This window comes from Rhizobium sp. SVR5-2C (assembly GCF_056755115.1).
Genome location: NZ_JBNDHT010000126.1, coordinates 1 through 21264 on the forward strand (window position 1 = coordinate 1; position 21264 = coordinate 21264).

Here is a 21264-nt window from a genome sequence, read left to right on the forward strand (position 1 = left end):
GATGCGGTCCTTGCCGGTGGCGGTATTCTTTCGCGACTTTTCCGCCGTACCTTCAGCATCGTCTCGCGGTCCTGGCATATGTACCCGATCGGCTTCCTCTTCGGACTTGGGTTCGATACGGCAACCGAAATCGGCGTACTTGGAATTTCAGCAATGCAAGCCACCCAGGGCATGTCGTTCTGGACCATCCTCGTTTTTCCGGCCCTTTTCACAGCCGGCATGTCGCTGTTCGATACGATCGACAGCATGCTGATGACCGGTGCCTACCGCTGGGCCTTCATCAACCCGATCCGCAAGCTTTGGTACAATCTTACGATCACCGCGGCATCGGTCGTCGTCGCCGTCTTCATTGGCGGTCTGGAGGCACTCGGCCTGATCTCGGACAAGCTCGGCCTCAAAGGCGCGTTCTGGGATTTCGTCGGTGGCATGAACGACGACCTTGAATATTTCGGCTACGCCGTCGTCGGCATCTTTATCGCCAGCTGGATCGTCTCGGCGGTGATCTACAAGGCAAGACGCTACGACAACCTCGCGGCCCATCAAGTCTGACCTCCCAAGCTTGGCCGATCTTGATGCGGGCAGTCTGCTGGAATGCGGCTGCCCGCTGCGCCGAGCCTTCACCGCCCTCAGCTGCAGTAAACCCTGCCGCTCTTGCGCGGTCTAAGATCGAAGTGGAAGTGGTTCCAGTGCTCCGGATTGCTGCCCGGGCCGAGCACGGTGTTGAAATACCTGCAGCTGTCGGAACGCACGGCCTTCAGCAGCCTGCCCTCGCGGAAGGAGAAGAGCCCCTTCTTGCGCACGTCGATCTGGTGGCCGTTCTTCAGCACGAACTTGCCGACGTCGATCGCGTTGCCGTGCGCATGTTCGGACATCGGGTTGTAGCGCTGGCGGCTGTTGTTCATGCGGCGGCAGGAATAGCCGCCGAGCGGCTGGATCGTCTGGATGCCCGACCAGTAGCGGTAGCGGGCGGACGGCGCGAGTTCGTTCTTCACCCATTTGGCGAAGGCAAGCGTCACCTGGCAGTTCAGCGTCACCGCCGGCTTGACACCGATATTGCCCGAAAGTCCCTGCAGCGAAACAGGATAAGGCACCTGGCAGGCAGGCCCGTTGGAAATCGGCGGCTTGTCGGTGAAGATCACGCCCATGCGCTTCAGCTCGCGGCGGCAGGCAAGCTCGGAGGCCGGCATCACGCTGGGGTCGGGTGGGGCTGGCCGGCTCATCATCGGATCGTTCGGCCTGACCATCGCGACCTCCTGGCTCTCGTCCTCCTCCGGAACGCGTGACGGCTCGATCACCGAACGGCCATCGCTCCAGACGGCGGCGCGGCTCATCTCGCCCTGCGCCGCGGGCTGCGGCATGGCCTGCCGGTTCATCTGTGTCGGGTTGTCGGTGCCGATGCCGTCGACGATCGGCTCGGCTGAATCTCCCTCGGCGATCTGCTGCTGTTCTTCCTGCGCCAGCCCGACGACGGGCTCCACCCCAAGCTCCGCGTCCATGTTGACACCGCCCGAAGGCACCGCAAGCTGCTTTGCCCCTCCCCAGGTCTGCGGCTGGCCCTGTCCCTGCCCCTGCGCCAGCGCTTCGTCGCTGTCGATCATCGGCAGTTTTTTCGGCATCGGCTGGCTCGTCGCCCGAGCCGAATGCCCGGTGCCAGCGAGGTTCGGCGTATCGAGATAGTCGGCCGAGCCCTGGCTGCTGGAGACAGGTGCGCCTGACGCGGCGGGATAGGAGGGCTGCATCTCGGTTGGCGCCATTTGCATGGCGGCGCGACGCGGCGCAGGTGTGATCGAGCTCACCTTGGTGCCCCTATCGATGTTGGCCGGCGGCACGAGGCCATCGCTGATGGAACAGGTCGTCAGTGCGGTGGAAAGGAGCGCGGGCACTGCCAGACGCCGCAGGAAGGAAACATACGCCATACTCAATGTCCCCGCCGGCCCCCGCCCTCCGGCACGTGACCGGAATGAAACATGACTGTGCCAATTGTGAAAATGGCGGAGACGACATTTTTGTGTCCGCCCCGGCCTACGGCGCAGCGAATTGGCAACTTGACCCAAGTTTAAGCTTTGATGGTAAACAGAAGCTTTCCCGCAACGTCCAAAGCCTTCCCCTGCGTCAGAAGTATGCAGGCCGCTCTTGCCATCTGCCCCGTTCGCCTGCCATTTTCGCGCGTCGCGCGGCGGCAACCAACAAAAAGGAAATGCAATGACTGACGGTTCGAAGCCGAAAGGCGAATTGACACTCCGGACGCTGGCCATGCCGGGCGACGCCAACCCCGCGGGCGATATCTTCGGCGGATGGGTGATGGCGCAGATGGACTTGGCGAGCGGCATTCGCGCTGCCGAACGCGCCAGGGGGCGCGTGGTGACGGCTGCTGTCAAGGAAATGGCCTTTCAGCTGCCGGTCAAGATCGGCGATACGCTTTCGGTCTATACGGATATCGACCGCGTCGGCCGCACCTCGATCACGCTCCATGTCGAGGCCTGGGCACACCGTTCGCGCTACAACCAGATGGAAAAGGTGACGGCAGCCACCTTCATCATGGTGGCGCTGGATGAAGACGGCACGCCGAAGCCTGTCCCCGAGGAGTGACGTCAAGCAGGCGGCATCACCCGCCTGCTTCACCGCTTTTCTTGAGCCTCGCGCCCTACGCCCGGAAAATGAAGGACGCGCCGATTGCGATCAGCGCAAAGCCGACGGCGTGGTTCCATGTCAGGCTTTGGCCGAGATAGAAGACCGAGAAGCCGGAAAAGATGATCAGCGTGATCACTTCCTGGATCGTCTTCAACTGCGCTGTCGAATAGACCGACGAGCCGATGCGGTTCGCCGGCACGGCCAGGCAGTACTCGAAGAAAGCGATGCCCCAGCTCGCGGCGATGGCGATAAAGAGGGCACCGCCCTTGTGCTTCAGATGTCCGTACCAGGCAAAAGTCATGAAGATATTGGAGGCAAAAAGCATGATCACCGGCCAGACGGCGGCCGCGCTGAAGGTGAAGGGCATCGGGGAATCCTGTTGACGTTCGTGCCGCACTATTAGCTCCACGCGCGCCGCGATCAAGCAGCACCGCCGCGACATATGCAAGCAGCGGCAATCGCCCCGCACGCTAGATCGTCGTGCCAGCGATCGCTCTCGTCCATCATCACGCGATTGCGCCCGGCTGCCTTCGCCGCATAGAGAGCCGCATCGCGTCTCAGTCTACGACGCCGGCTCCGCCGCCTCCTCCGTACCGAAGCCCACGTCCTTCTTTTCGTAGCCGAAGCCCGCAAGGACCGCGACCACCAGCGCCACGACGGCTGCGACGATCAGCAGCGCGAAGGCATAGTCGCCGTTCCAGCGCGCCGCGAGCCCCGCCTGCATCGTCGCATTGCCGGAGGCGAGCAGGTTGCCAAGCTGGTAGGCGAAACCCGGGAATGTGCCCCGCACCTCGTCCGGCGACAACTCGTTCAAATGCACCGGCACGATCCCCCAGGCGCCCTGGACGAAGAACTGCATCAGAAAGGCGCCGGCGGCGAGCAGCACCGGGCCGGGCGCGTAGGTCCAGAGCGGCGCGATGGGGATCGCGACCAGCGCGGCGATGACGATCGCCCGCTTGCGTCCGATCCGCTGCGACAGCGCCCCGAAGAAGAGCCCACCGACGATCGCGCCGATATTGTAGACGATGGCGATCGCGCCCACCGTATAGGTCGAGTAGTTCCGCTGCGTTTCCAGGAAGGTCGGATAGATATCCTGCGTGCCGTGGCTGAAGAAGTTGAAAGCCGTCATCAGCAGCACCGACCAGATGAACAACGGAATGTTCTCCCTGAGCACTGCGAGGAACGGCTTGCGTCCCCTCGCCTGCCGCTTGAGGAAAGCCGGCGATTCCTGCACGTTGCTGCGGATGTAGAGCACGAGCAGCGCCGGCAGCGCGCCGACGAAAAACATGCCGCGCCAGCCGATCACCGGGAACAGCAGGAAGAACAGCAGCGACGCAATGAGATAGCCGGATGGATAGCCGGCCTGCAGGATACCTGAGACGATGCCGCGCGATTCCTCCGGCACCGTCTCCATGACCAGCGAGGCCCCGACGCCCCATTCGCCGCCCATGGCGATGCCGTAGAGCGCACGCAGCACAAGGAACATGGTCAGCCCGGTCGAGAAGCCGGTGAGGAACTCGAACAGCGAGTAGAGCAGCACGTTCACCATCAGCGTGATGCGCCGCCCGTAGCGGTCGGCCGCCAGGCCGAAGATCAAGGCACCCAGCGCCCGCATGGCGAGCGTCAGGAAGATCGCCGCCGAGACTGCGGGAACGTCGGTATGGAATTCCTCGGCGATATATTTGAGGACGAAAACAAGAATGAAGAAATCGAAGGCGTCGAGCGTCCAGCCGAGATAGCTGGCGACGACGGTGTTGCGCTGCTGCGGCGTGAGGGCGCGCAGGCTTGCCAATGCGGACATGATTATTCCTCCGTCCGAACGCGGCGGCGAGGCGGGGCAATTCCGGATGCCGTCGGAAGGGGTGCCTGGGATGGGCGGTGGCGCTGCAGAAGACAGCGTTGGATAACGTCAGCTATGCTGCTGATGTTCCATTACATTTTTGTAATGTGGGGTGGGGAAAGCGGTGGTTACCAGGCAATCATGCTGAAACTATGCAAAATGACCTGAAGACCCAGGGCAGCTTGGGTAACGCCGAGCACCACTGCCAAAACCTGCAGTGAAGTTCCGATCCATCTAAGAATAGTCTCGGCGAACATCATTGCCACCCAGTCCAGCGCCAGGATCAGCAATACAATGGTCGCCACGGTGAGCCCTTCCGCTTGGCGGCCGCCCGCCAGCGTGGCGAAGACGATGACGGCGGCTATGCCATAAGGCGTCACGATCGTTGGAAATGCCAGCGGTGTGAGTGCCAGTCCCATATCCGTTTGGCCCTGCCCTGTCGGTCGTACTGGGAGGGCGGCAGTCGGCTGCAAGACGGTTCGCAGGGCCACGATGAACAGGATGATGCCGCCGGTCATCGCCAGCACCGGCAATGAGATTTCTAAATTTTCCAGCATGGTGCGTCCGAGAAATCCGGCGATCGCCAGCGCGGCCGCCGAGAAGAGGATCGCTCTGGTGGCTATTCGTCGCCGGACGCCGGGCTCGTAGCCGCCTGCAAGGATCTTGAATGGCACCAATATCTTGATTGGACCGAGCATCAAAAAGAGCATCAGGAATATCTTGCGTGCACCGATCTCCACCTCCGGTATGTCCGCCCCGAGCGGCAATTGCGAAAAGGACTGGACGGGAATACTCGCCACCCAAACCACAGCCAGAACGGAGGCGAGGAGATACCGCCGCGCAGCACGCCGCAACCAAGGAGCCGCTTCCGCATTTTTTTCCCGCAGGCAAGTCATAATCGACCAGTCTCCAGCCATGAAAGCGCTGGTGCTCGTTGCTTGAGGTCGAACAGACGAATCTCCGGATGGACGAACAAACCGGCGACGGCGGGAATGATCCTAAGAAGCCTGCGGCTGGTTACAACCGCAATCCGTTCGATCCGTCGATGGTGACCGGAGACAAATTTCAGATGGGCAGCCAAGGCCTCGAAGTTCTTCCATCCGGGGAATGACTCGATATTGATCATCAGGCCGTTGAGTTTTCCGTTTGAGCGAAGGGCGAGCTCAACCTCATTCGCGATCGTTTCGAAGTCGGCTTTTTCGAGCGAACCATGCGGTGTGATGATCAGGATGTTCTTGTCGCGCAGGGGTTCAATGACGATCATGGTCACCTCCCTCTTCTCCTCAATGCCATAGGTCGATGCCTCGGTTACCGCCCTCGCCTCAGGCCTTTGCCGCCTCCGACTTGGTTTTCGGCTTCAGCAGGATGATGAGAAGCAAGCCGGCGACGATGAGTGCCGCGCCTTCCAGGTGATAGATTTGCAGCTGCTCGCCGAGGATCAGATAGGCGAGCACGGCGATGAAGATCGTCTGGATGTAGAGGAGCACGCCCGCGCGGGCCGCGCCCAACGCCTCGATGCTGCGATTGAAGAGGTAATACATAAGCGCTCCGCCGGGGATCGCCACATAGGCGAGCGCGATGAGCCCGCTTGCATTGAGCGTCGAGCGTTCGTCGGAAACAAGCTCGAAAAGGTAGAAAGGCAGCGCCGTCAACACCGCCGCACCGAGGAGGAGCACCAGGAGCGAAAGGCGATCCACATCGAATTTCGCCCGGCGGAGCAGGACGGTATAGAGGCTGAAACAGAACGCGCCGGCGACGATCCACAGTTCACCGGGATTGAGGTCGAGGCGCACCAGCGCGGCCGGGCTGCCTTTGACGATGATGACCACGATCCCGAAAAAGGCCAGGATCGATCCGATCACCTGCCAGCGTCCCATCGGCTCAGCCAGAACCAAACGGGCAAGGATCATCGTGATGATCGGGATCAGCGCAATGATGATGCCGGCGGTGGTGGCATCGGCATGTTCGAGGCCGACGAAAATCAGCCCCTGGCAGATCGCCAGTCCCACGCCGCCGATGACAAGCAGTTCGAGGGCGCGCCCCCGCACCAGCGCGACCATGTCGCCGAAATGCCGGTGCACGATCGGCATCAGGATCGCCCAGGCGATCAGCACGCGCCAGAAGCAGAGCGCCCAGGGCGGCATCTCGGAAGAGACCCATTTCGCGGCGATATAGACGCCGGCCGACAGCAGCCAGCAGAGAACCCCCACGGAATAGGCGGTTGCAAGCGAACTGCCCCCCGCCTGTTCCGTCCCGACCGTGTCGCGATGAACAGCCAAGACATGTATCGCCATGGCTCATTTATGCCACAGTTTCCGTGAGCTGCACAGATGACGGCCGCGGCGTGGCGAAGGTTCCGGCCATTCGCGCCGGCACGGAGCCCTCAAACGATCCGCGGCCACGCGATGCGTGGAAATCTCGTCGTGTCCTTCAGTCCGTGAGCGCATCCGCAAGCCTGCGGATGGCAGGCGCTGCGATCACCACGACCGGGAGCATGACCGTCCAAGAGAAGAGATAGGCCCGCAACCAGTGGGCGGCGAAGCTTCCCTCCGCGTAGAAGGGAAGGCTCGCGATCGCCGCGGCGACGGCGCAGGTTATCCCCGACTGTATGACGCCGAAGACGAAATGGCGGTATTTCCGAGAAATTCTAGACATCGCTGACGCTCCTTGCCGCCACCGCCCCGTGGAATTCAGGCGACGTGCTCTACTCCGGCAAGGCTGCGATGCACCTCGAGGGCATTGCGCTCCACCCAGTTATGCTGCAGGAGCCCGTCCTCGCGCACATGCATCACGGCAGTGCCGGTCATGGTGATCGGGGAGCCGCAGGCCGGCGACCCCATGAAGCCGTTGTTCCTGCCCGTGACCATCCAACGGGACACGACGCGGTCGCCGGTCTCGTTCTGGAAGATCTCGACGACGTCGAACCGGAAGTCATCGATGCTCGCAAGAAAGGCCGCGATCCATTTCTTGAAGGTTTCCCGCGAGCGGACCTCGACTCCGCCCGTGGTGATGACGAAGTCTTCCGCCACCAGCCGGTCGACGGCCTCGGGGTTCTTCGATTGCCACACTTGCCGCCAGAAATTATTGACGACTTCGACCGAATTTCTCGTTGCCATATCCATATCTCCTTTAGAGTGCCGCGCGTCCGATAGGATGCACAAAGGACGCTCGATCGCTTTGAAACGGCATGCGTTGCGCGTTCGTTTCTGGCGTCATTGTTGGAGATTGCCATAAAGAAGACAAACGAATAAAGTTAATCGCATCTAGTTGAAAGACTAATCGATGACAATGCTACTCGATCTGGAACTGGACCTGCTCCGCGCCTTCGTGGCGGTCGCCGAGACTGGCAGCTTCACCGCGGCTGCCGAAGTAGTCGGCCGCTCGCAATCGGCGGTCAGCCAGAAGGTGCTCCGCCTCGAGGACATCCTGCAGATGCGCGTCTTCGACAGGACCAGCCGCTCGCTGAACCTGACGTGCGACGGCGAGCGGCTCCTGGTAACGGGCAAACGGCTGCTCGCCCATTATGAAAGCTTCATGCAGGAGCTTCGCAATCCGCCAAAGGTCCCGCTCCTCAGGCTCGGCATCTCCGAGAACCTGGTCCAGACGCAGCTCCCCCGGCTGCTTTCCCGCTTCAGCCGCCTTCATCCGGACGTGCAACTGGAGCTGACGACGACGGCGAGCGAGGATCTGCTCGTCGAATACGAGGCTGGGCGCCTCGACATCGTCATCGCCAAGAAGCGGAAGGACGGTTCCCCCCATCCCGGCCGTGTCATCTGGCGCGAGCCGCTGGTCTGGATCGCCGGCCCCGATTATCGCGCCGACGACCGCAGGCCCGTCCGCCTGGTGATGATGCGCCCGCCCTGCATCTATCGCGCCATCATGACGGAGTCGCTCGATGCGATCGGCCGCGAATGGGTGACGGCCTGCACCACAAGCAACCTCATCGGCATCGAGGCCGCCGTTCTCGGTGGCCTCGGCGTCACCGTCCTCGGCAAGTCCTTCGTCCAGAACGGCATGAAGATCCTGCCCACCTCCGAGCGCTGGCCGGCGCTGCCCGTCGCCGAAGTCTCCGTCATCGGAGAGAACCCCGCCGTGCAGCACATCGTCCAGCCGCTGGTCGCGCTCCTGACCGAGGCCCTGCTGGAAAGCACGAGCCTGACCCTCGAAACGCCGCTGACGGCCGCCAACGAGAGGTGACGCGGCGCCTCTCCTCGCGATCAACTAGCAATTGTCGCCAACCTGCGCCAAGACATGTATCGCCATGGCTCAGTTATGCCACAGTTTCCGTGAGCAGCACGGATGACGGCGGCGGCGCTCCGCCGATGTCGCGTCAGCCGGTCGCGGACGCTACGGCGTAGAGTTGATGATAGCTCAGCCACGCCGAGCGGCTTCGATCACCGCAACGTCGATCTTCCTCATGGTCATCATTGCATCAAACGCTCGCTTTGCCTGATCACCGCCTATCGCAAGCGCGTCGGTGAGTACGCGCGGTGTGATCTGCCAGGACACACCCCACTTGTCCTTGCACCAGCCGCAGTCACTTTCCTGCCCGCCGTTGCCGACAACGGCGTTCCAGTAGCGGTCGGTTTCTTCCTGATCGCCAGTCGCGATCTGAAATGAAAAGGCTTTTGTTTAAACGCGGGACCGCCGTTCAAGCCAATGCAAGGAATACCCGCGACGGTGAATTCAACAACCAACACGTCTCCCTGCTTACCGTCTGGATAGTTTCCAGGTGCACGAATGACGGCACCCACGGCGCTGTCCGGGAAGGTTTCGGCGTAGAACCGGGCGGCAGCCTCGGCGTCTTTGTCGTACCATAGGCAGATCGTGTTCTTGGCCATTGCGCGGGTCCTTTCGCTCTTCACTTCCCATTTCCTCCCTGAAATAAGACGCAAACCGTCTTTCTCCAGCCCATGTCAGCCATTTCACCCCGGCGATTGCCAAGCGCCGCTAAATGCTTCGGGCCAAACGGCGAAGCCGGATATGTCAAATGCGCCGGAAGCGATCGTTTCAGGTAGACAGGAATTATCCGAAAAACTTAAATCTCTTGCTGGCATCATTCGGCAGTCGAGTGTTGTGGGAAACCGTTTCGACCCCATGACAGCAGCAGTCGATATCAGTATCGGAGAACGGGACGAGCCGGTACAACGAATCGAACCTAGCGACGGTCGAGTATCGGACGACAGATAATTCTATTTCACGCCTTTGACGCACTACGAGAGCATTCCTCAAAGTCGCTGGGCGGGCATCGAACGGAACGGGGCGAGCGATGGGCGAGACAGGCGGCTATTTTCCACGTTGGCAGCTGAAGACGGAAGGGCGCATCCTGCCCGACGAGCGGCTGCCTGCAGCACAGACAATGGTGCTCGGGCTCCAGCATGTCGTGGCCATGTTCGGCTCCACCGTGCTCGCCCCGATCATCATGGGGTTCGATCCCAACGTCTCGATCTTCTTTTCCGGCCTTTCGACGTTGATTTTCTTCGTCGCCGTCGGCGGGCGCGTGCCGAGCTATCTCGGCTCCTCCTTCGCTTTCATCGGCCCCGTTCTTGCCGCGACGGGGGCTGCAGCCGGGGCACCCAACCCGAACATCGCACTGGCGCTCGGCGGGATCATCGCCGCGGGTGCCCTTTATGCGCTGATCGGCGTCATCGTCACGCTCGCTGGCCATCGCTGGATCGAACGGTTGATGCCGCCCGTCCTCACCGGCGCAATCGTCGCCGCAATCGGGCTCGTGCTCGCGCCGATTGCCATAGCCAGCGCGTCGGGAACGAACCCGGCGAACCCGGACGGCGACCAGGTCTCGCGCTGGGTCGCCATTCTGACGTTCGCCGCCGTCGGCGCAGTCGCGGTCTATGCCCCCGGCATGGCGCGCCGCCTGCCGATCCTTATCGGCGGCGCGCTCGCCTATCTCACCTATCTCGTGCTCGCGAATGGGCTTGGCCTCGGCGCGCCGATCAACTTTGCCGGCGTCGAGGCGGCTCCCTGGTTCGGCTGGCCTCACTTCACTGCGCCGGTCTTTTCCGCTTCCGCGATGACGCTGATCGCCCCCGTCGTCGTCATCCTCGTTGCGGAAAACCTCGGGCACATCAAGGCGATCAGCGCGATGACGGGGCGCAATCTCGACCCCTATCTCGGCCGCGCCTTCATCGGCGACGGCATCGCGACCATGTTCTCGGGCGCCTTCGGCGGCACGGGCATGACGACCTATGCGGAAAACATGGGGGTGATGGCGGTGACCCGCATCTTCTCCACGCTCGTCTTCCTGGTTGCGGCCGCGATCGCGATCCTTCTCGGCTTCTCGCCGAAATTCGGCGCACTCATCCAGACGATCCCGGGACCTGTTATCGGCGGGCTTTCGATCGTGGTCTTCGGCCTCATCGCGGCGACCGCAGGCCGCATCTGGGTCGAAAACAAGGTCGATTTCGGCGAACCGCGGAACCTCATCACGGTCGGCGTCGCGCTCGTGCTGGGTGCCGGCAACTTCAAGCTCGCCGTCGCGGGCTTCACGCTTGACGGAATTGGCACCGCGACAATCGGAGCGATTGTCCTCTACCACGCGCTGGGGTGGGCGAGCTTGCCCAATCATCGGGACTAGAGCACCCAGCACCCCAGGCACTTGCGACACAGGCGTTGAGGGCGGCCGTCTTGTCTATCGACCGCCAGTGGTCCGTCGCTTACTCGAATCCACGCTGCCTTTCGGTAGAGAGCGCCGATTCTCCAAAAGGCGCAAAAGCGAGTTCCGTTTTCTCTTGCGCTGGACAAGATCGATATCACTGACAAGCTTTGCGCCGCCCTCGCGCCGCTCCAATGTGATCTTGCGGCTATGAAAGGCTTCCAGCTCAGCTCGATGCGCTACACTTATGATGGTGACATCAGGCAGTTCCTGGATCACCATCTCCATCATCTTGTCCTGGCTCTTTTCATCGAGTGCTGACGTTGCTTCGTCCAACACGACGATATCGGGATTGTGCAGCAGCAGACGCGCAAACGCGAGCCGCTGCTTTTCGCCACCCGACAACGTCTGATCCCAAGGCGCATCTTCCTCGATCTTGTCGTTCAGATAACCGAGTCCCACCTTGTCGAGAGCCGCCTTTATCTTTTCCAGCGCCCAGCTATCAGCGGCGCCGGGATAGGCGACTGCACGGCGAAGCGTCCCGGAAGGGATATAAGGCCGTTGCGGTAGCATGAACAGTCGCCTGTCGGCGTGGAAATTGACGCTGCCGTCACCCCACGGCCAAAGACCTGCGATGGCCCGCACCAGCGTGCTCTTGCCTGAACCGGATTCTCCGGCCACGAGCACCCGCTCGCCTGGTTCGACCACGACCTGGGTTTCCTTGACCACGGCGGTGCCGTCGTCAAGCGACACGGAGAGATCGTTCAGGCTGAGCATCGCATCGCCTTCCGTTTCACCGCGCGTGATGCGTCCCAATGCGTTGCTCTGTTCCGCGCGCTCGAGCCCGTCGAGCGACATCATCAGCGAAGCAATGCGCCGTGCACAGGCGTTCCAATCGGCGAGACGGGGATAGTTGTCGACCAGCCATCCGAATGCGCTCTGAACGATGGCGAAGGCAGAGGCAGCCTGCATGACCTGTCCAAGGGACATGCTGCCCTCGAGAAACTTCGGAGCGCAAAGCAGGATTGGCACAACGGGTGCAATCAGCATCGACCCCTGCGACACGAGCGTCGTGCGCATGTGCTGGTGCGCAAGCAGCGCCCATTGCCTGAGCACATTGGTAAACGTCTTGTCGAGGTCGCTGCGCTCCTCCTCTTCGCCGCCGAGCAACGCGATGCTCTCGCCGTTTTCCCGCACATGCGTCAGCGTGTAGCGAAATTCGGCTTCCACCTGGTTTTTGACCTCGGAGACCTGGACGAAATGGCGGCCGATGACCGCGATCACGCTGGATGTAATGACGGCGTAGAGAACGGCAGTGACAACGAGAAATCCCGGAATAGCGACCGTCGAACCGGCGACTGTCAGGCTCAAGGCGCCGCCGATTGTCCACAGCACCACGATGAAGGTCGTGGCCGACAGAAATGCCGAGATGACACCGGCGATGAAATCGACGGGAGACTCGGTGGCAATACGCAAATCCTCCGAAATGCGCGCCTCGGGGTTCTTATGGTCGCCGCCGATGAGGTTCAACTGATAGTAACGGCCGTTTGCGAGCCAGCGCGCGATGAGCGCGGTCGTGAGCCAGGAACGCCAGCGGCGCTGGATCATCATGCGAACATAGACTTGTACGGTGACAAGGGCGACGCTTCCGAGCACGAGCGGCAGGAACACGGCGCTCAGGAAATAGACGGTGCTGGCATCGTGTCGCTCGATGGCGTCAAAAATTCCGCGGTTCCAGACATTGATTCCATACTGGAAGCCGACATTGATGCCGATCAGGGCCAATAGCCCGATTGAGCAGGGCCATGCGAAGCTGTCGCAGCCGCGGCCCCAGTAACCGCGCGCGCTGATCCAGAAACGCCTCAGCAAATATCGCTTGCGCGCCTGCTCGGCCTCCTCAGGCGTCAGCTCCGGATCGGGTTCGACGATATTTGGCGGCGGCGCGACCTCGACAGTCGATGCTTTCTCTTGGCGCGACGTCCCGGCACCGTTCGGTTCGGGACCGTCGACCGATTTCGGATTGAATTTAGCGTCGGACATAAGCGCGACAACGGCTTAAAAATCAAAAGGTTTCATGATGCCGGTGTCGAACATGGCATCGGGAGGGCGCTTGTCGAGAAAATAAGGCAGTCGCCACTCGGCGCCAGCCAAGCTTCCGCTCCGCTCTTGCAAACATTGTTCCGGGCTGTTTCTTAGGCTTTGTTGGCAAGCCACACCGTTGGCGCGCCCAGCACCCCTCCCGTGCGCATCGCCGCCCTTAGCTCTTCGAGCTTGCCAAAGGCTTGAGCTGCTTCAACCGTGGCAAACTCATGCGTGACGGTAACGTCGTTGGGATTGTCGGCGGCTTGATAGACCGCCTCCGCCATAACGCCGTTTGCCTTCTGTACGGGCCGAAACGCGTCATAGACCTTGCGCCAGGTCGCATAGTCCGAAACCTCGTGCCTTACGAACAGTGTCGTCATCTCACACTCCCGCTCTTGCATTTACACGTTGGGACATCAGGCTCACCACCGTATCACCGAAAGAACTTTCCCGCGTGAGGAATTATCTGGCATGCGACGGGTGGCTGTTTTCAGTTCATGCAATTCCCTTCCGGAATGCGCCAGAAGCGGCCATTGCGGTCATGCGAGCGGAGGCTACTATCGATCGAAAATTGGAGGCTTGCTTGAACCAATCCGAGTTTGACTGGGACCGTTTAACTTGAGTTGCGACCCTAGATATCTTGTGACGATGGTTGTAACGGAAAGGCCGAGTCCATTGTGGACATCTGTCGTCAATTCGCTAGCAGCAGTTCCATCGGATGCTAGAAATGCTACTAAAGCTTGTAAGAAACCCGGAGGAAATCGAGGGTGAGCGCCGCAAGCGATCAGCTAGCAATTCTCAAGTACCTACATCGGCGCCTAGCGAGCGGAGACACTCGGTACTGCACTATCCCGACGATCAAGAAGAACACGAGGCTTGAAAGCTCTAACCAATACTTGCTGGCTCTGACGGATGACTTAGAGGCCACAGGGCTGGTTATCACGCGTCAGGCATACCAGATGTCCGGCGGCAGACTATTCCAGATTACCGCCGCAGGTTTCGATGCCGTGGAAAAGCGAGATATCCCTGTCAGGGTGGACAGTGCAGCCTGGACAGGCCGCTTTGACCTGTCGGAGCACCAGAAGTCTGAGCTTCTGGCGAATTCTCAGAGAGATGCGAGCACTCATTGAAACGGCCAAGCTATCAAACGCTCGTACAGCAAATGCCATAGCTCTGATAGAGTCTGCGGAAAAGCTGGTCGAGACCCCAGATCCCCTCTGGCCTGAGATCATGCGCCTTTTACGCTCTCCTACGCTTGCCGGGGTGACAGGAATCGCAAGCCTATTGATAATCTTCGTGCAGATAGTCATGGCCGCGGCTGGTTCATAACTGCGCCCCTGTAGCAACATGACGAATGACCGCTTCGGGCCGAAAACAGACATGGCACCACGTCCGCATTGCGCCAGAAGCGGTCATGACCCGACCGCAGAATAATCTACCGTCACGCGCCAATAGACAACTCCCGCAATCAAGGCTGCGAGGATTGCTGTGATGTAGTTGTAGTCCACGTTACCTTCACGATTGAAAAGGTTGACGTTGAACCCGCTCGCTACAAAATGGCCAATAGCGATTCCGACCAACCCAAAATACAACCACGTCCGTAGAGTGGTGAACTCTGAGGCAACGATCGCCAGTGCGGCAAGCGGGAGTGCCTTGAGTCCCAGCACCGGCGCTGCAGCTAAAATCAGCAAAAGCGTCGCTCCCACGTTGGGCCAGACACCCGCTAGAAGCTGGTTGACGATCATGCAGATAGTCGTGGCCGTCAAGGCGGCGGCTCCATAACCAATTCCAATCCAGAAGCAGCGTATCAAGACTCGCAAGACCGCTCCCCATGGTTGCTGTTCAAAGAAATTCTCATCTCGCGTCTGAACGAAACATGCGCTGGATTGATAAAGATGGTGTTGAAACGATATGCAACATTCTATTGTCCGGTTTGGGCCGGGAGCGGTCATCCGACGATGTCGCCTTCGCGCCAGAAGCGGCCATTGACAGCGAGGCTTGAGGCTCGATCACACGCCCAGACCAAACATTGTATACTCGCGTCTGATCGGAGCCCTATTCCAGCCCGGCCTTATGCAGGCCCTCCGCAATCAATGCACGATCTGGTTCTGACTGGAAGTTCGTGATGAACTGGTCAACTCGGAAGAACGGCCAAGTCCGCAGAACATCGCCGGCGGCCTGAGCCGCTTCTTGCCTGCGTCCTAGCTGGCCGTATGAGGCGGCAAGGCCAGCTCGAATGATAATGTCTTGCGGCGCGGCGTGAGCGCCTTGTGCGAACGTCGTGACAGCGTCTTCATAGCGATGCTGGAGGTAAAAGGCCCAGCCGAAACCGGGAGACGTGAAGCTCAGAACCGGGTCCAGGGCCTTTGCGATTTCGAAATCGGCGATCGCATCGGCCGACCGACCCAACGACGCGACCAGCCCACCACGGTAGACATATCCCTCGGCATCGCTTGGATTGAGTTCGATTGCCCAACCCAACTCGCTGACTGCGAGGTCGAACTGCCGGCGATAGGAGTAGACGTCGCCCAGCAGGCGGTGCGCCTCGGCGCTGTCTTTGTCGAGTTCGATGGACCTCCGAGCCAACCGCTCCGCCTGCACAAATGCGTCATCTATAAATTCCGTCCAGCCGGAAAAGGCGGCTGCCTTATATGTCTTGCCGAGCGCAGCGTAGGCAGATGCATAGGTCGGATCGAGTTGGATCGCCTTCTCGTATAGCTCGCGCGCATCGTTGTTTGCGGAGCGCGTATTCCTTGCGTAGAGGTCCCGCCCACGCAGGACGAGATCGTAAGCGTCAAGATTGGCGGTCGGCTTCTTGAGAGCGCGCCGCCTCTCAAGATCCTCTATTCTGATGGCCAGTTTGCCGACGACGCCAAGTGTGAGCTGGTTCCTTGCATCGAAAAGGTCCTTGATGTCCCCGCCCTCACTGTAAGAATCCAGATGTCGGCCATCATGAGTGTCGGTGAGTTCCGCCGTGACGAGAAACTTTTCTCCGCTCCTGCGCACGCTGCCGGTGAGAATGTAGCACACACCCAGATCGCGGCTGATCTCTTCGGGCCGCACGGGCTTTCCTTTATAGGGCATCGCGGCAGCGTGGGCTGTTACAGCAAGATCGCTAAATCGGCCGAGCGCTGCGGTGACGTCTTCGGTTGTTCCGTCGCTAAAATATTCCTGCGCCGGATCACCGCTCAAATTTGCGAACGGCAGCACGGCGATTGAGGCCCGGCCGCATTGCGGCGGTCGGCTTGGCCAGCCTGAATAAGAAGCAATCAAGGCGATCGATGCCAGGGCCGCGAGAAGTCCCGTTCCCGCCAGCAGCAGAGGCCGGCGAGCGGTGGTTTTCGCGGTTGGTGCTCGATTAGGGCCGGGCACTCCGGCTCGTGTCCGAAATGCCCGCACGGGCTCGGCGATGTTCTTAACACTCTGATCGCCAAGGTCATCCCAGGCAAGGGTAAGCTTGTTCTTCACCTGTTCGTGGACGCCGGCTGAAATGCAGATACCCCCAGGCTCTGCAAGGCCCTGTAGCCGCGCGGCGACATTGACGCCATCGCCGATCAGGTTGTCGCCCTCGACGATCACATCGCCAAGGTTTATCCCGATCCGGAACCGCATTCTACGGTCTTCGACAAGTCCGGCTCCCAGGGCCGCGATCGCTTTCTGAATCTCTCCGGCGGCCCGCACGGCCTCGACCGGACTGGGGAACTCCGCAACCACACTGTCGCCAGCGCCGCCGAAGACGCGGCCCTCGTGTTCGCCGATGGTCCGAGCGATCAATTCAAGGCACGACTGAAGGACCCGAAAGGTTCCTTCTTCGTCGGCCCGCATCAAGCGGGAATAGCCTGCACAATCCGCGCTGAGGATCGTGGTGAGCTTGCGTCTCGGTCCATGCTCTTCCACATGCCGCCTCCCGGCGGACTGGCTTATTCCGGCGCGCCGCCAGCACCGCCCAGTTTTGACTCGTCAAGAATAGGACGAATTGATACAATTTGGGACTAGATTGCGAATGGCCACGGCGAGCGCCGAGCGCGGCCCGAATGACCTACCTAGCGAGCGCCGCAGGCCTCTTTTCGGAGGACCGGCGAATGCGCGTGACACTTGCACGATCACTCGGATGGACGCTTTGCATCGTCGTTCTGCACTTGGCAACGGCAGGAGCCATCAATGCCGAGAATACGAAGCCGATTGCCGCTGCTGGCGTGAATCATATCGCAATCAAGGGCTATGACACAGTCGCCTACTTCACCGAGGGCAAAGCGACTAAAGGCAGCAGTTCATTTGAATATATGTGGAATGACGCCAGGTGGCGGTTTGCCAGCGTCGCCCATCGCGACATGTTTATCGCTGATCCCGATCACTATGCGCCACAATTCGGGGGCTTCTGCGCTGGCGCAATCATCAGTCACGTTCTAGTACCAGCGAACCCCGAATCCTGGGTCATCGTCGATGGCAAACTTTACATGGTTGCCGGTTCGCACGATGATCTCGCCGCGTGGCAGGCCGACGCAGCTGAACATGTCAAGCAAGGCGGTAAGCAATGGGCGCTCGTGCAGCCGCGCCCGGCAGGAACTCAGGAATGACAGCGGTTCGACCCTAACGAGTAGGCTGTAACTCAGCGGAATTTGGTCCTGCTGGGTGGATCAGATGAACGACCGCATTCTATTTTCGATTCGGGAATTGCAACCAAACCGTACTGCGCTCGACATCGTTTGTCCCGCGGTCGCGTCGTCTGAGTTCCCTCGATGTGTCTGCCCTCTCCGTACGCCGAGAAGGTCACGATCCGACCGATTGCTGCCGCTCGACGGCAGAGCCGGGCATGTCCCGTGATGGACCTTTGTGGACTCCAGGTAGGGCTGATTGTTGTCGCCAGCGGTAGCCGAGTTGGCGAGAGCAGCGTCGCCTTATGGAGACCACCCCGGTCAGATGCTTATTGCGATCGCCCCCCGGCAGAAAGAGAACTTGAAACTCACACATGTCGCGTACACCGTCATGATCATCCTCGCCCGAGCAATATTTGACAGCCGGCGTCAACAGGTTGCGGACCTCACCGCCAGGCATGAAGCCAATGTCCTGATCCAGTGATGCGATCGCGACGTTTCGTGATAGCGAGGGAGTATGTTCAGGCGGCCGTTCCAAGGTGACGTTGCCGGTCTCGGACAGCATCACAAATTGCTCGAATGTCTGGAAAGTAGCCGCGGCTTTGGCCGCTGTCTGGTAGGAGGCGCTCGGCGTGTGCTCGGCAAGGTTCGTCTGCGTCGACCTGAGGGACTGACTGCCACTTGGCAAATAATCGCCCATCGACCGTTTCGAGGCCATTATCACACCGGTTGCGATCCGAGGCTCCGGATTGACGGCCGGAAAGCGATCATCCTTCTTGACGTAGGAGGCGATGAGATCGGGCATATCGTCGCCGCCCAATCGGGCGCGGCCCACATACTGCACCCTGACAGAGGCCGTGCCACTGTGCTTCAGGTCCAGCATGTCCGCCGCCTTGCTGGAAACGTCGATGATGCGACCTTTATGATAGGGACCGCGATCGTTGATGCGCACGATGAGCGAAGATCCGTTTTCAAGATTAGTCACCCGCACATAGCTGGGCAAGGGAAGGGTCGGATGCGCGGCGGAAAGGTGATCCGCGTCGTAAACTTCGCCGTTCGCGGTCCGCCTCCCCTGAAACGCCGAGCCGTACCAGGACGCGACGCCCTTCCTGTCGTAGTCCGGGTCTTCCTTCGGATAGTAACGCTTGCCTTTCACCACATAGGGCCCGCCAAGCATATACCGGCTACCGGGGATTTTCTTTCCGTAAGCGACCCGCGGTCTCGCCCTCACGCCGTATAGCTTTTCGGAAATATATCCGTTGCTGCGCGTGTTCGGCGCTTGCGTGGTCGTACAGGTAGCGCAGCAGGCGCAGGCCATCGTGATCGCCAACCATCGCACGCCTTTGACAGCCGTATTTACATCAACAAGCATCTGTCCAACGCTGGCGACAGCCTTCCGTGCGTCCGCGCCAGCCTCGACACAAACGCTCATGTCGGCTACGTGCTCGCAGTCTGCTGTGCGTTGGGTCGAGAGACAGACGGAATCGCGGCTGAGGCACTCGTCGATGCATTGCTGCATTCTGAGGTTGTGCCATTAAATCGCTCCATCCGGTGATATATGATTGTAAAATCGGGCTTGATGCTAAAAGTTCCCCTGGGACACGCGAATTTGCTTCGCCTTCTACTGGCGGCCGGCCGCTGCAACGCCACCCACGGACGCAGCCTGCGGCAGTGGCAAGACTGCAACTTCACCTCTACGCACTGAGTGGTTGCTGTTCCAATTTGTCGTGGCGCCGGGTCGCAAAGGCGCGTCTCGACCCAAAGCGGCGCTAACGCCGATCTAGGTGGCCGAAATTTTTCACGTCAGATTCTGTGGCACGGCGCGTCACTGCCTGCTTCCTTGACGACTTGCCTTCTATTACAATCCCTTTCGCACATAGAGGAGTTCCGCCATGAGCGAAGACGCCTTCAACATGTCGATCCGCAAGTTCCTGAAGGAAGTCGGCGTCACGTCGCAGCGCAAGATCGAGGAGACGGTGCGCAAGGGGCAGGTCGGCGGCAAGAAGTTGAAGGTCCGCATAACGCTAACGGCGGAAGGCACCGGGCTCAACCACGTGGTGGACGGCGAGATCGAACTTCCGTAGGCCGGGCGAAGCGATCGAGCGAAACGTCCGGCTGCCCCAAGTTCATCGTCCACCCCCGCGCGTAATCGAAGCATGGCCGCCCTGGGCCGCAAAGCGGTCATCAAGCGATGTCTTCTTAGCGCGCCAGAAGCGGGCATAGGCATTGTTCTCCGGGTCATGCTGGCCGAGATCTTGGATCGCCTTTGCCGATGACGTATGGCGATCCTATCCGGGGAAATCGTCGTTCTCGTCTGCATCAGACTTGCGCTGCAGGAGCGCCTCGGCCTCAGGCGACGGACCATCCACCGTCCACCAGCAGGTTCGCGCCGGTGATCAGACTCGCAGCCGGTGATGCAAGGAAGACGACGGCACCCACCACATCATCGGTTTCACCGATCCGGCCGAGTGGAATGTGAGCGAGCGTCGCTTTGCGATTGTCGGCATCGGACAGAAAAGGCGTTGTACCATCCGTGTGGATGAACGTCGGCGATACGGTATTTACGGTGACGTTATAGCGTGCCCATTCGGCTGCGAGGCAGCGCGTGAGGTGATTAATTGCCGCCTTGCTCATGCAATAGATTGCCTCGCCGCGTAGTGCCACGGTACCGGCCTGTGAGCTGATGTTGATGATCCGGCCGCTATTGCGCTTGATCATTTGACGGCCCACTGCCTGCGTCATCAGAAAAGTGCCCTTGATGTTGACATCGAGTATTTCGTCTAGGTCCTTCTCTTCGACGAGTTCCGCGAGATTGCCCGGAGCCACGCCGACGTTGTTGACGAGGACGTCGATCCGACCGAACGTCGTAAGCGCCGCGTCGACGGCTTGTGCGATGTGGGCCTTATTGGGAATGTCCAGTTCAACAGGGAGAACTTTTCGTCCCGCGCCCTCGAGTTCGGCAACCAGGCCCGCCGACGCTGCGACATCGCGGACCCCCAAAACAATATCCGAGCCCGCTGCGGCACAGGCAAGTGCGCAAGCTCGACCGATGCCACGGCTCGCTCCCGTCACTAAAGTCACCTTGTCCTCAAGGCTGAAGTCCGGCGCATTCTTCTGCATCATGATGCCTCCCCTCGATGAAGCTCATTTATGGCAGCGTCGACGTGCGGATACCAGATGTTCTGCGCATGCTGAGGAGCGTCCCTTTGATCAATGGACGATTTCCCAGCGTCTCTAGAGTCAGATTGATAGAGCAGTTCGAGCGTCAGGTCTGCTTTGGGCCAAAAGCGGTCATCGCAGAAACCCGATGGACGACAAAGCGACAATCGAAAGCCCGCCGAATGCAACCGTGATACCGAGCGACAGCGAGATACCCAATTTCTCCATCGCGAAGGCCAGCACGAACGGCGCCAAGGCAGACAGGGTTAGCCGCGCCGCCATCATCTTGCCTTGCAGTTTGCCGTAACCGTCGCTGCCGAAGAGATGCAGTGGCAAGGTGCCGG

The 21264-nt window shown here is 60.3% G+C and carries 20 protein-coding genes and 3 pseudogenes; 7 read left to right on the forward strand and 16 right to left on the reverse strand.

Annotated elements, in window-relative coordinates; all coding sequences use genetic code 11:
* Positions 1 to 549, forward strand: a 549-nt coding sequence (locus ACPYOI_RS27360) for a HoxN/HupN/NixA family nickel/cobalt transporter (protein ID WP_481423614.1), incomplete at its 5' end; no start/stop codon positions are given.
* A 77-nt stretch (positions 550 to 626) separates the two neighbouring features.
* Here the strand turns inward: ACPYOI_RS27360 and ACPYOI_RS27365 are convergent.
* Positions 627 to 1916 (reverse strand): extensin-like domain-containing protein, encoded by a 1290-nt coding sequence (locus tag ACPYOI_RS27365; RefSeq protein WP_481414859.1) that lies wholly within the window; start codon positions 1914 to 1916, stop codon positions 627 to 629.
* Positions 1917 to 1960: 44 nt separating this feature from the next.
* On the opposite strand from ACPYOI_RS27365, the gene ACPYOI_RS27370 reads away from it, so the two are divergent.
* On the forward strand, positions 1961 to 2206 hold the full coding sequence (locus ACPYOI_RS27370; RefSeq protein WP_481414858.1) for a hypothetical protein: 246 nt from the start codon (positions 1961 to 1963) through the stop codon (positions 2204 to 2206).
* Positions 2203 to 2589: an acyl-CoA thioesterase gene (locus ACPYOI_RS27375; protein ID WP_481414857.1), complete on the forward strand. Its 387-nt coding sequence runs from the start codon at positions 2203 to 2205 to the stop codon at positions 2587 to 2589. Before ACPYOI_RS27370 ends, ACPYOI_RS27375 begins: the two co-directional genes overlap by 4 nt.
* A 55-nt stretch (positions 2590 to 2644) precedes the next feature.
* Here ACPYOI_RS27375 and ACPYOI_RS27380 read toward each other — a convergent pair whose 3' ends face one another.
* From ACPYOI_RS27380 to ACPYOI_RS27410, 7 genes are all read right to left on the reverse strand, one after another.
* Positions 2645 to 2998 (reverse strand): DMT family protein, encoded by a 354-nt coding sequence (locus ACPYOI_RS27380; RefSeq protein WP_481414856.1) that lies wholly within the window; start codon positions 2996 to 2998, stop codon positions 2645 to 2647.
* A 195-nt stretch (positions 2999 to 3193) separates the two neighbouring features.
* A complete protein-coding gene (locus ACPYOI_RS27385) occupies positions 3194 to 4432 on the reverse strand; it encodes an MFS transporter (protein WP_481423615.1) in 1239 nt (412 codons plus the stop codon).
* 167 nt (positions 4433 to 4599) lie between these two features.
* A complete protein-coding gene (locus ACPYOI_RS27390; RefSeq protein WP_481423616.1) occupies positions 4600 to 5367 on the reverse strand; it encodes a MarC family protein in 768 nt (255 codons plus the stop codon).
* A complete protein-coding gene (locus ACPYOI_RS27395; RefSeq protein ID WP_168831013.1) occupies positions 5364 to 5735 on the reverse strand; it encodes a SpoIIAA family protein in 372 nt (123 codons plus the stop codon). The genes ACPYOI_RS27390 and ACPYOI_RS27395 overlap by 4 nt, the downstream gene beginning before the upstream one ends.
* A 58-nt stretch (positions 5736 to 5793) precedes the next feature.
* The gene (locus ACPYOI_RS27400; RefSeq protein ID WP_481414854.1) at positions 5794 to 6765 is read right to left on the reverse strand and encodes a DMT family transporter; all 972 of its coding nucleotides are present in this window, start codon (positions 6763 to 6765) and stop codon (positions 5794 to 5796) included.
* A 136-nt stretch (positions 6766 to 6901) separates the two neighbouring features.
* On the reverse strand, positions 6902 to 7126 hold the full coding sequence (locus tag ACPYOI_RS27405) for a DUF2798 domain-containing protein (protein WP_168831009.1): 225 nt from the start codon (positions 7124 to 7126) through the stop codon (positions 6902 to 6904).
* Between the two features lie 35 nt (positions 7127 to 7161).
* Positions 7162 to 7587 carry an ester cyclase gene (locus tag ACPYOI_RS27410; RefSeq protein WP_481414853.1) on the reverse strand — a complete coding sequence of 142 codons (426 nt, stop codon included), beginning with the start codon at positions 7585 to 7587 and terminating at the stop codon, positions 7162 to 7164.
* A gap of 166 nt (positions 7588 to 7753) precedes the next feature.
* Here ACPYOI_RS27410 and ACPYOI_RS27415 point away from each other — a divergent pair, with 166 nt between their 5' ends.
* Positions 7754 to 8668: a LysR family transcriptional regulator gene (locus ACPYOI_RS27415; protein ID WP_481414852.1), complete on the forward strand. Its 915-nt coding sequence runs from the start codon at positions 7754 to 7756 to the stop codon at positions 8666 to 8668.
* Between the two features lie 174 nt (positions 8669 to 8842).
* On the opposite strand, the pseudogene ACPYOI_RS27420 reads toward ACPYOI_RS27415, so the two are convergent.
* Positions 8843 to 9312 (reverse strand): annotated as a pseudogene (locus ACPYOI_RS27420) (VOC family protein).
* Positions 9313 to 9740: 428 nt separating this feature from the next.
* Between ACPYOI_RS27420 and ACPYOI_RS27425 the strand changes: the two are divergent.
* A complete protein-coding gene (locus ACPYOI_RS27425) occupies positions 9741 to 11066 on the forward strand; it encodes a solute carrier family 23 protein (RefSeq protein ID WP_481414850.1) in 1326 nt (441 codons plus the stop codon).
* A 54-nt stretch (positions 11067 to 11120) separates the two neighbouring features.
* Here ACPYOI_RS27425 and ACPYOI_RS27430 read toward each other — a convergent pair whose 3' ends face one another.
* From ACPYOI_RS27430 to ACPYOI_RS27445, 4 genes are all read right to left on the reverse strand, one after another.
* Positions 11121 to 13124, reverse strand: coding sequence for an ABC transporter ATP-binding protein/permease (locus tag ACPYOI_RS27430; RefSeq protein WP_481414849.1), 2004 nt, complete (start codon positions 13122 to 13124; stop codon positions 11121 to 11123).
* 152 nt (positions 13125 to 13276) lie between these two features.
* A complete protein-coding gene (locus ACPYOI_RS27435) occupies positions 13277 to 13546 on the reverse strand; it encodes a cyclase (protein WP_481414848.1) in 270 nt (89 codons plus the stop codon).
* Positions 13547 to 14578: 1032 nt separating this feature from the next.
* Entirely contained in the window at positions 14579 to 14932 is a 354-nt protein-coding gene (locus ACPYOI_RS27440; protein ID WP_481414847.1) for a hypothetical protein, read from the reverse strand.
* A gap of 289 nt (positions 14933 to 15221) precedes the next feature.
* Positions 15222 to 17063, reverse strand: a complete 1842-nt coding sequence (locus ACPYOI_RS27445) for a tetratricopeptide repeat protein (protein WP_481414846.1) — start codon at positions 17061 to 17063, stop codon at positions 15222 to 15224.
* A gap of 185 nt (positions 17064 to 17248) precedes the next feature.
* Between ACPYOI_RS27445 and ACPYOI_RS27450 the strand changes: the two genes are divergently transcribed.
* On the forward strand, positions 17249 to 17743 hold the full coding sequence (locus ACPYOI_RS27450) for a YHS domain-containing (seleno)protein (protein WP_481414845.1): 495 nt from the start codon (positions 17249 to 17251) through the stop codon (positions 17741 to 17743).
* A 544-nt stretch (positions 17744 to 18287) separates the two neighbouring features.
* Here the strand turns inward: ACPYOI_RS27450 and ACPYOI_RS27455 are convergent.
* Positions 18288 to 19133, reverse strand: a pseudogene (locus ACPYOI_RS27455) (septal ring lytic transglycosylase RlpA family protein); the annotation flags it as partial.
* Positions 19134 to 19653: 520 nt separating this feature from the next.
* On the opposite strand from ACPYOI_RS27455, the gene ACPYOI_RS27460 reads away from it, so the two are divergent.
* The gene (locus tag ACPYOI_RS27460; RefSeq protein ID WP_481414844.1) at positions 19654 to 19845 is read left to right on the forward strand and encodes a DUF6494 family protein; all 192 of its coding nucleotides are present in this window, start codon (positions 19654 to 19656) and stop codon (positions 19843 to 19845) included.
* Positions 19846 to 20110: 265 nt separating this feature from the next.
* Here ACPYOI_RS27460 and ACPYOI_RS27465 read toward each other — a convergent pair whose 3' ends face one another.
* On the reverse strand, positions 20111 to 20881 hold the full coding sequence (locus tag ACPYOI_RS27465) for an SDR family NAD(P)-dependent oxidoreductase (protein ID WP_481414993.1): 771 nt from the start codon (positions 20879 to 20881) through the stop codon (positions 20111 to 20113).
* Between the two features lie 171 nt (positions 20882 to 21052).
* Positions 21053 to 21264 (reverse strand): annotated as a pseudogene (locus tag ACPYOI_RS27470) (arsenite efflux MFS transporter ArsK); the annotation flags it as partial.

Bases quoted from the DNA above. Each gene is read 5' to 3' on its own strand.
- ACPYOI_RS27375 (WP_481414857.1), top strand. From the start codon at position 2,203: ATGACTGACGGTTCGAAGCCGAAAGGCGAATTGACACTCCGGACGCTG.
- ACPYOI_RS27425 (WP_481414850.1), top strand. From the start codon at position 9,741: ATGGGCGAGACAGGCGGCTATTTTCCACGTTGGCAGCTGAAGACGGAA.
- ACPYOI_RS27385 (WP_481423615.1), bottom strand. From the start codon at position 4,432: ATGTCCGCATTGGCAAGCCTGCGCGCCCTCACGCCGCAGCAGCGCAAC.
- ACPYOI_RS27390 (WP_481423616.1), bottom strand. From the start codon at position 5,367: ATGACTTGCCTGCGGGAAAAAAATGCGGAAGCGGCTCCTTGGTTGCGG.
- ACPYOI_RS27365 (WP_481414859.1), bottom strand. From the start codon at position 1,916: ATGGCGTATGTTTCCTTCCTGCGGCGTCTGGCAGTGCCCGCGCTCCTT.
- ACPYOI_RS27450 (WP_481414845.1), top strand. From the start codon at position 17,249: ATGCGCGTGACACTTGCACGATCACTCGGATGGACGCTTTGCATCGTC.
- ACPYOI_RS27400 (WP_481414854.1), bottom strand. From the start codon at position 6,765: ATGGCGATACATGTCTTGGCTGTTCATCGCGACACGGTCGGGACGGAA.
- ACPYOI_RS27415 (WP_481414852.1), top strand. From the start codon at position 7,754: ATGACAATGCTACTCGATCTGGAACTGGACCTGCTCCGCGCCTTCGTG.
- ACPYOI_RS27460 (WP_481414844.1), top strand. From the start codon at position 19,654: ATGAGCGAAGACGCCTTCAACATGTCGATCCGCAAGTTCCTGAAGGAA.
- ACPYOI_RS27435 (WP_481414848.1), bottom strand. From the start codon at position 13,546: ATGACGACACTGTTCGTAAGGCACGAGGTTTCGGACTATGCGACCTGG.
- ACPYOI_RS27380 (WP_481414856.1), bottom strand. From the start codon at position 2,998: ATGCCCTTCACCTTCAGCGCGGCCGCCGTCTGGCCGGTGATCATGCTT.
- ACPYOI_RS27370 (WP_481414858.1), top strand. From the start codon at position 1,961: ATGAAACATGACTGTGCCAATTGTGAAAATGGCGGAGACGACATTTTT.
- ACPYOI_RS27395 (WP_168831013.1), bottom strand. From the start codon at position 5,735: ATGATCGTCATTGAACCCCTGCGCGACAAGAACATCCTGATCATCACA.
- ACPYOI_RS27405 (WP_168831009.1), bottom strand. From the start codon at position 7,126: ATGTCTAGAATTTCTCGGAAATACCGCCATTTCGTCTTCGGCGTCATA.
- ACPYOI_RS27465 (WP_481414993.1), bottom strand. From the start codon at position 20,881: ATGCAGAAGAATGCGCCGGACTTCAGCCTTGAGGACAAGGTGACTTTA.
- ACPYOI_RS27410 (WP_481414853.1), bottom strand. From the start codon at position 7,587: ATGGCAACGAGAAATTCGGTCGAAGTCGTCAATAATTTCTGGCGGCAA.
- ACPYOI_RS27430 (WP_481414849.1), bottom strand. From the start codon at position 13,124: ATGTCCGACGCTAAATTCAATCCGAAATCGGTCGACGGTCCCGAACCG.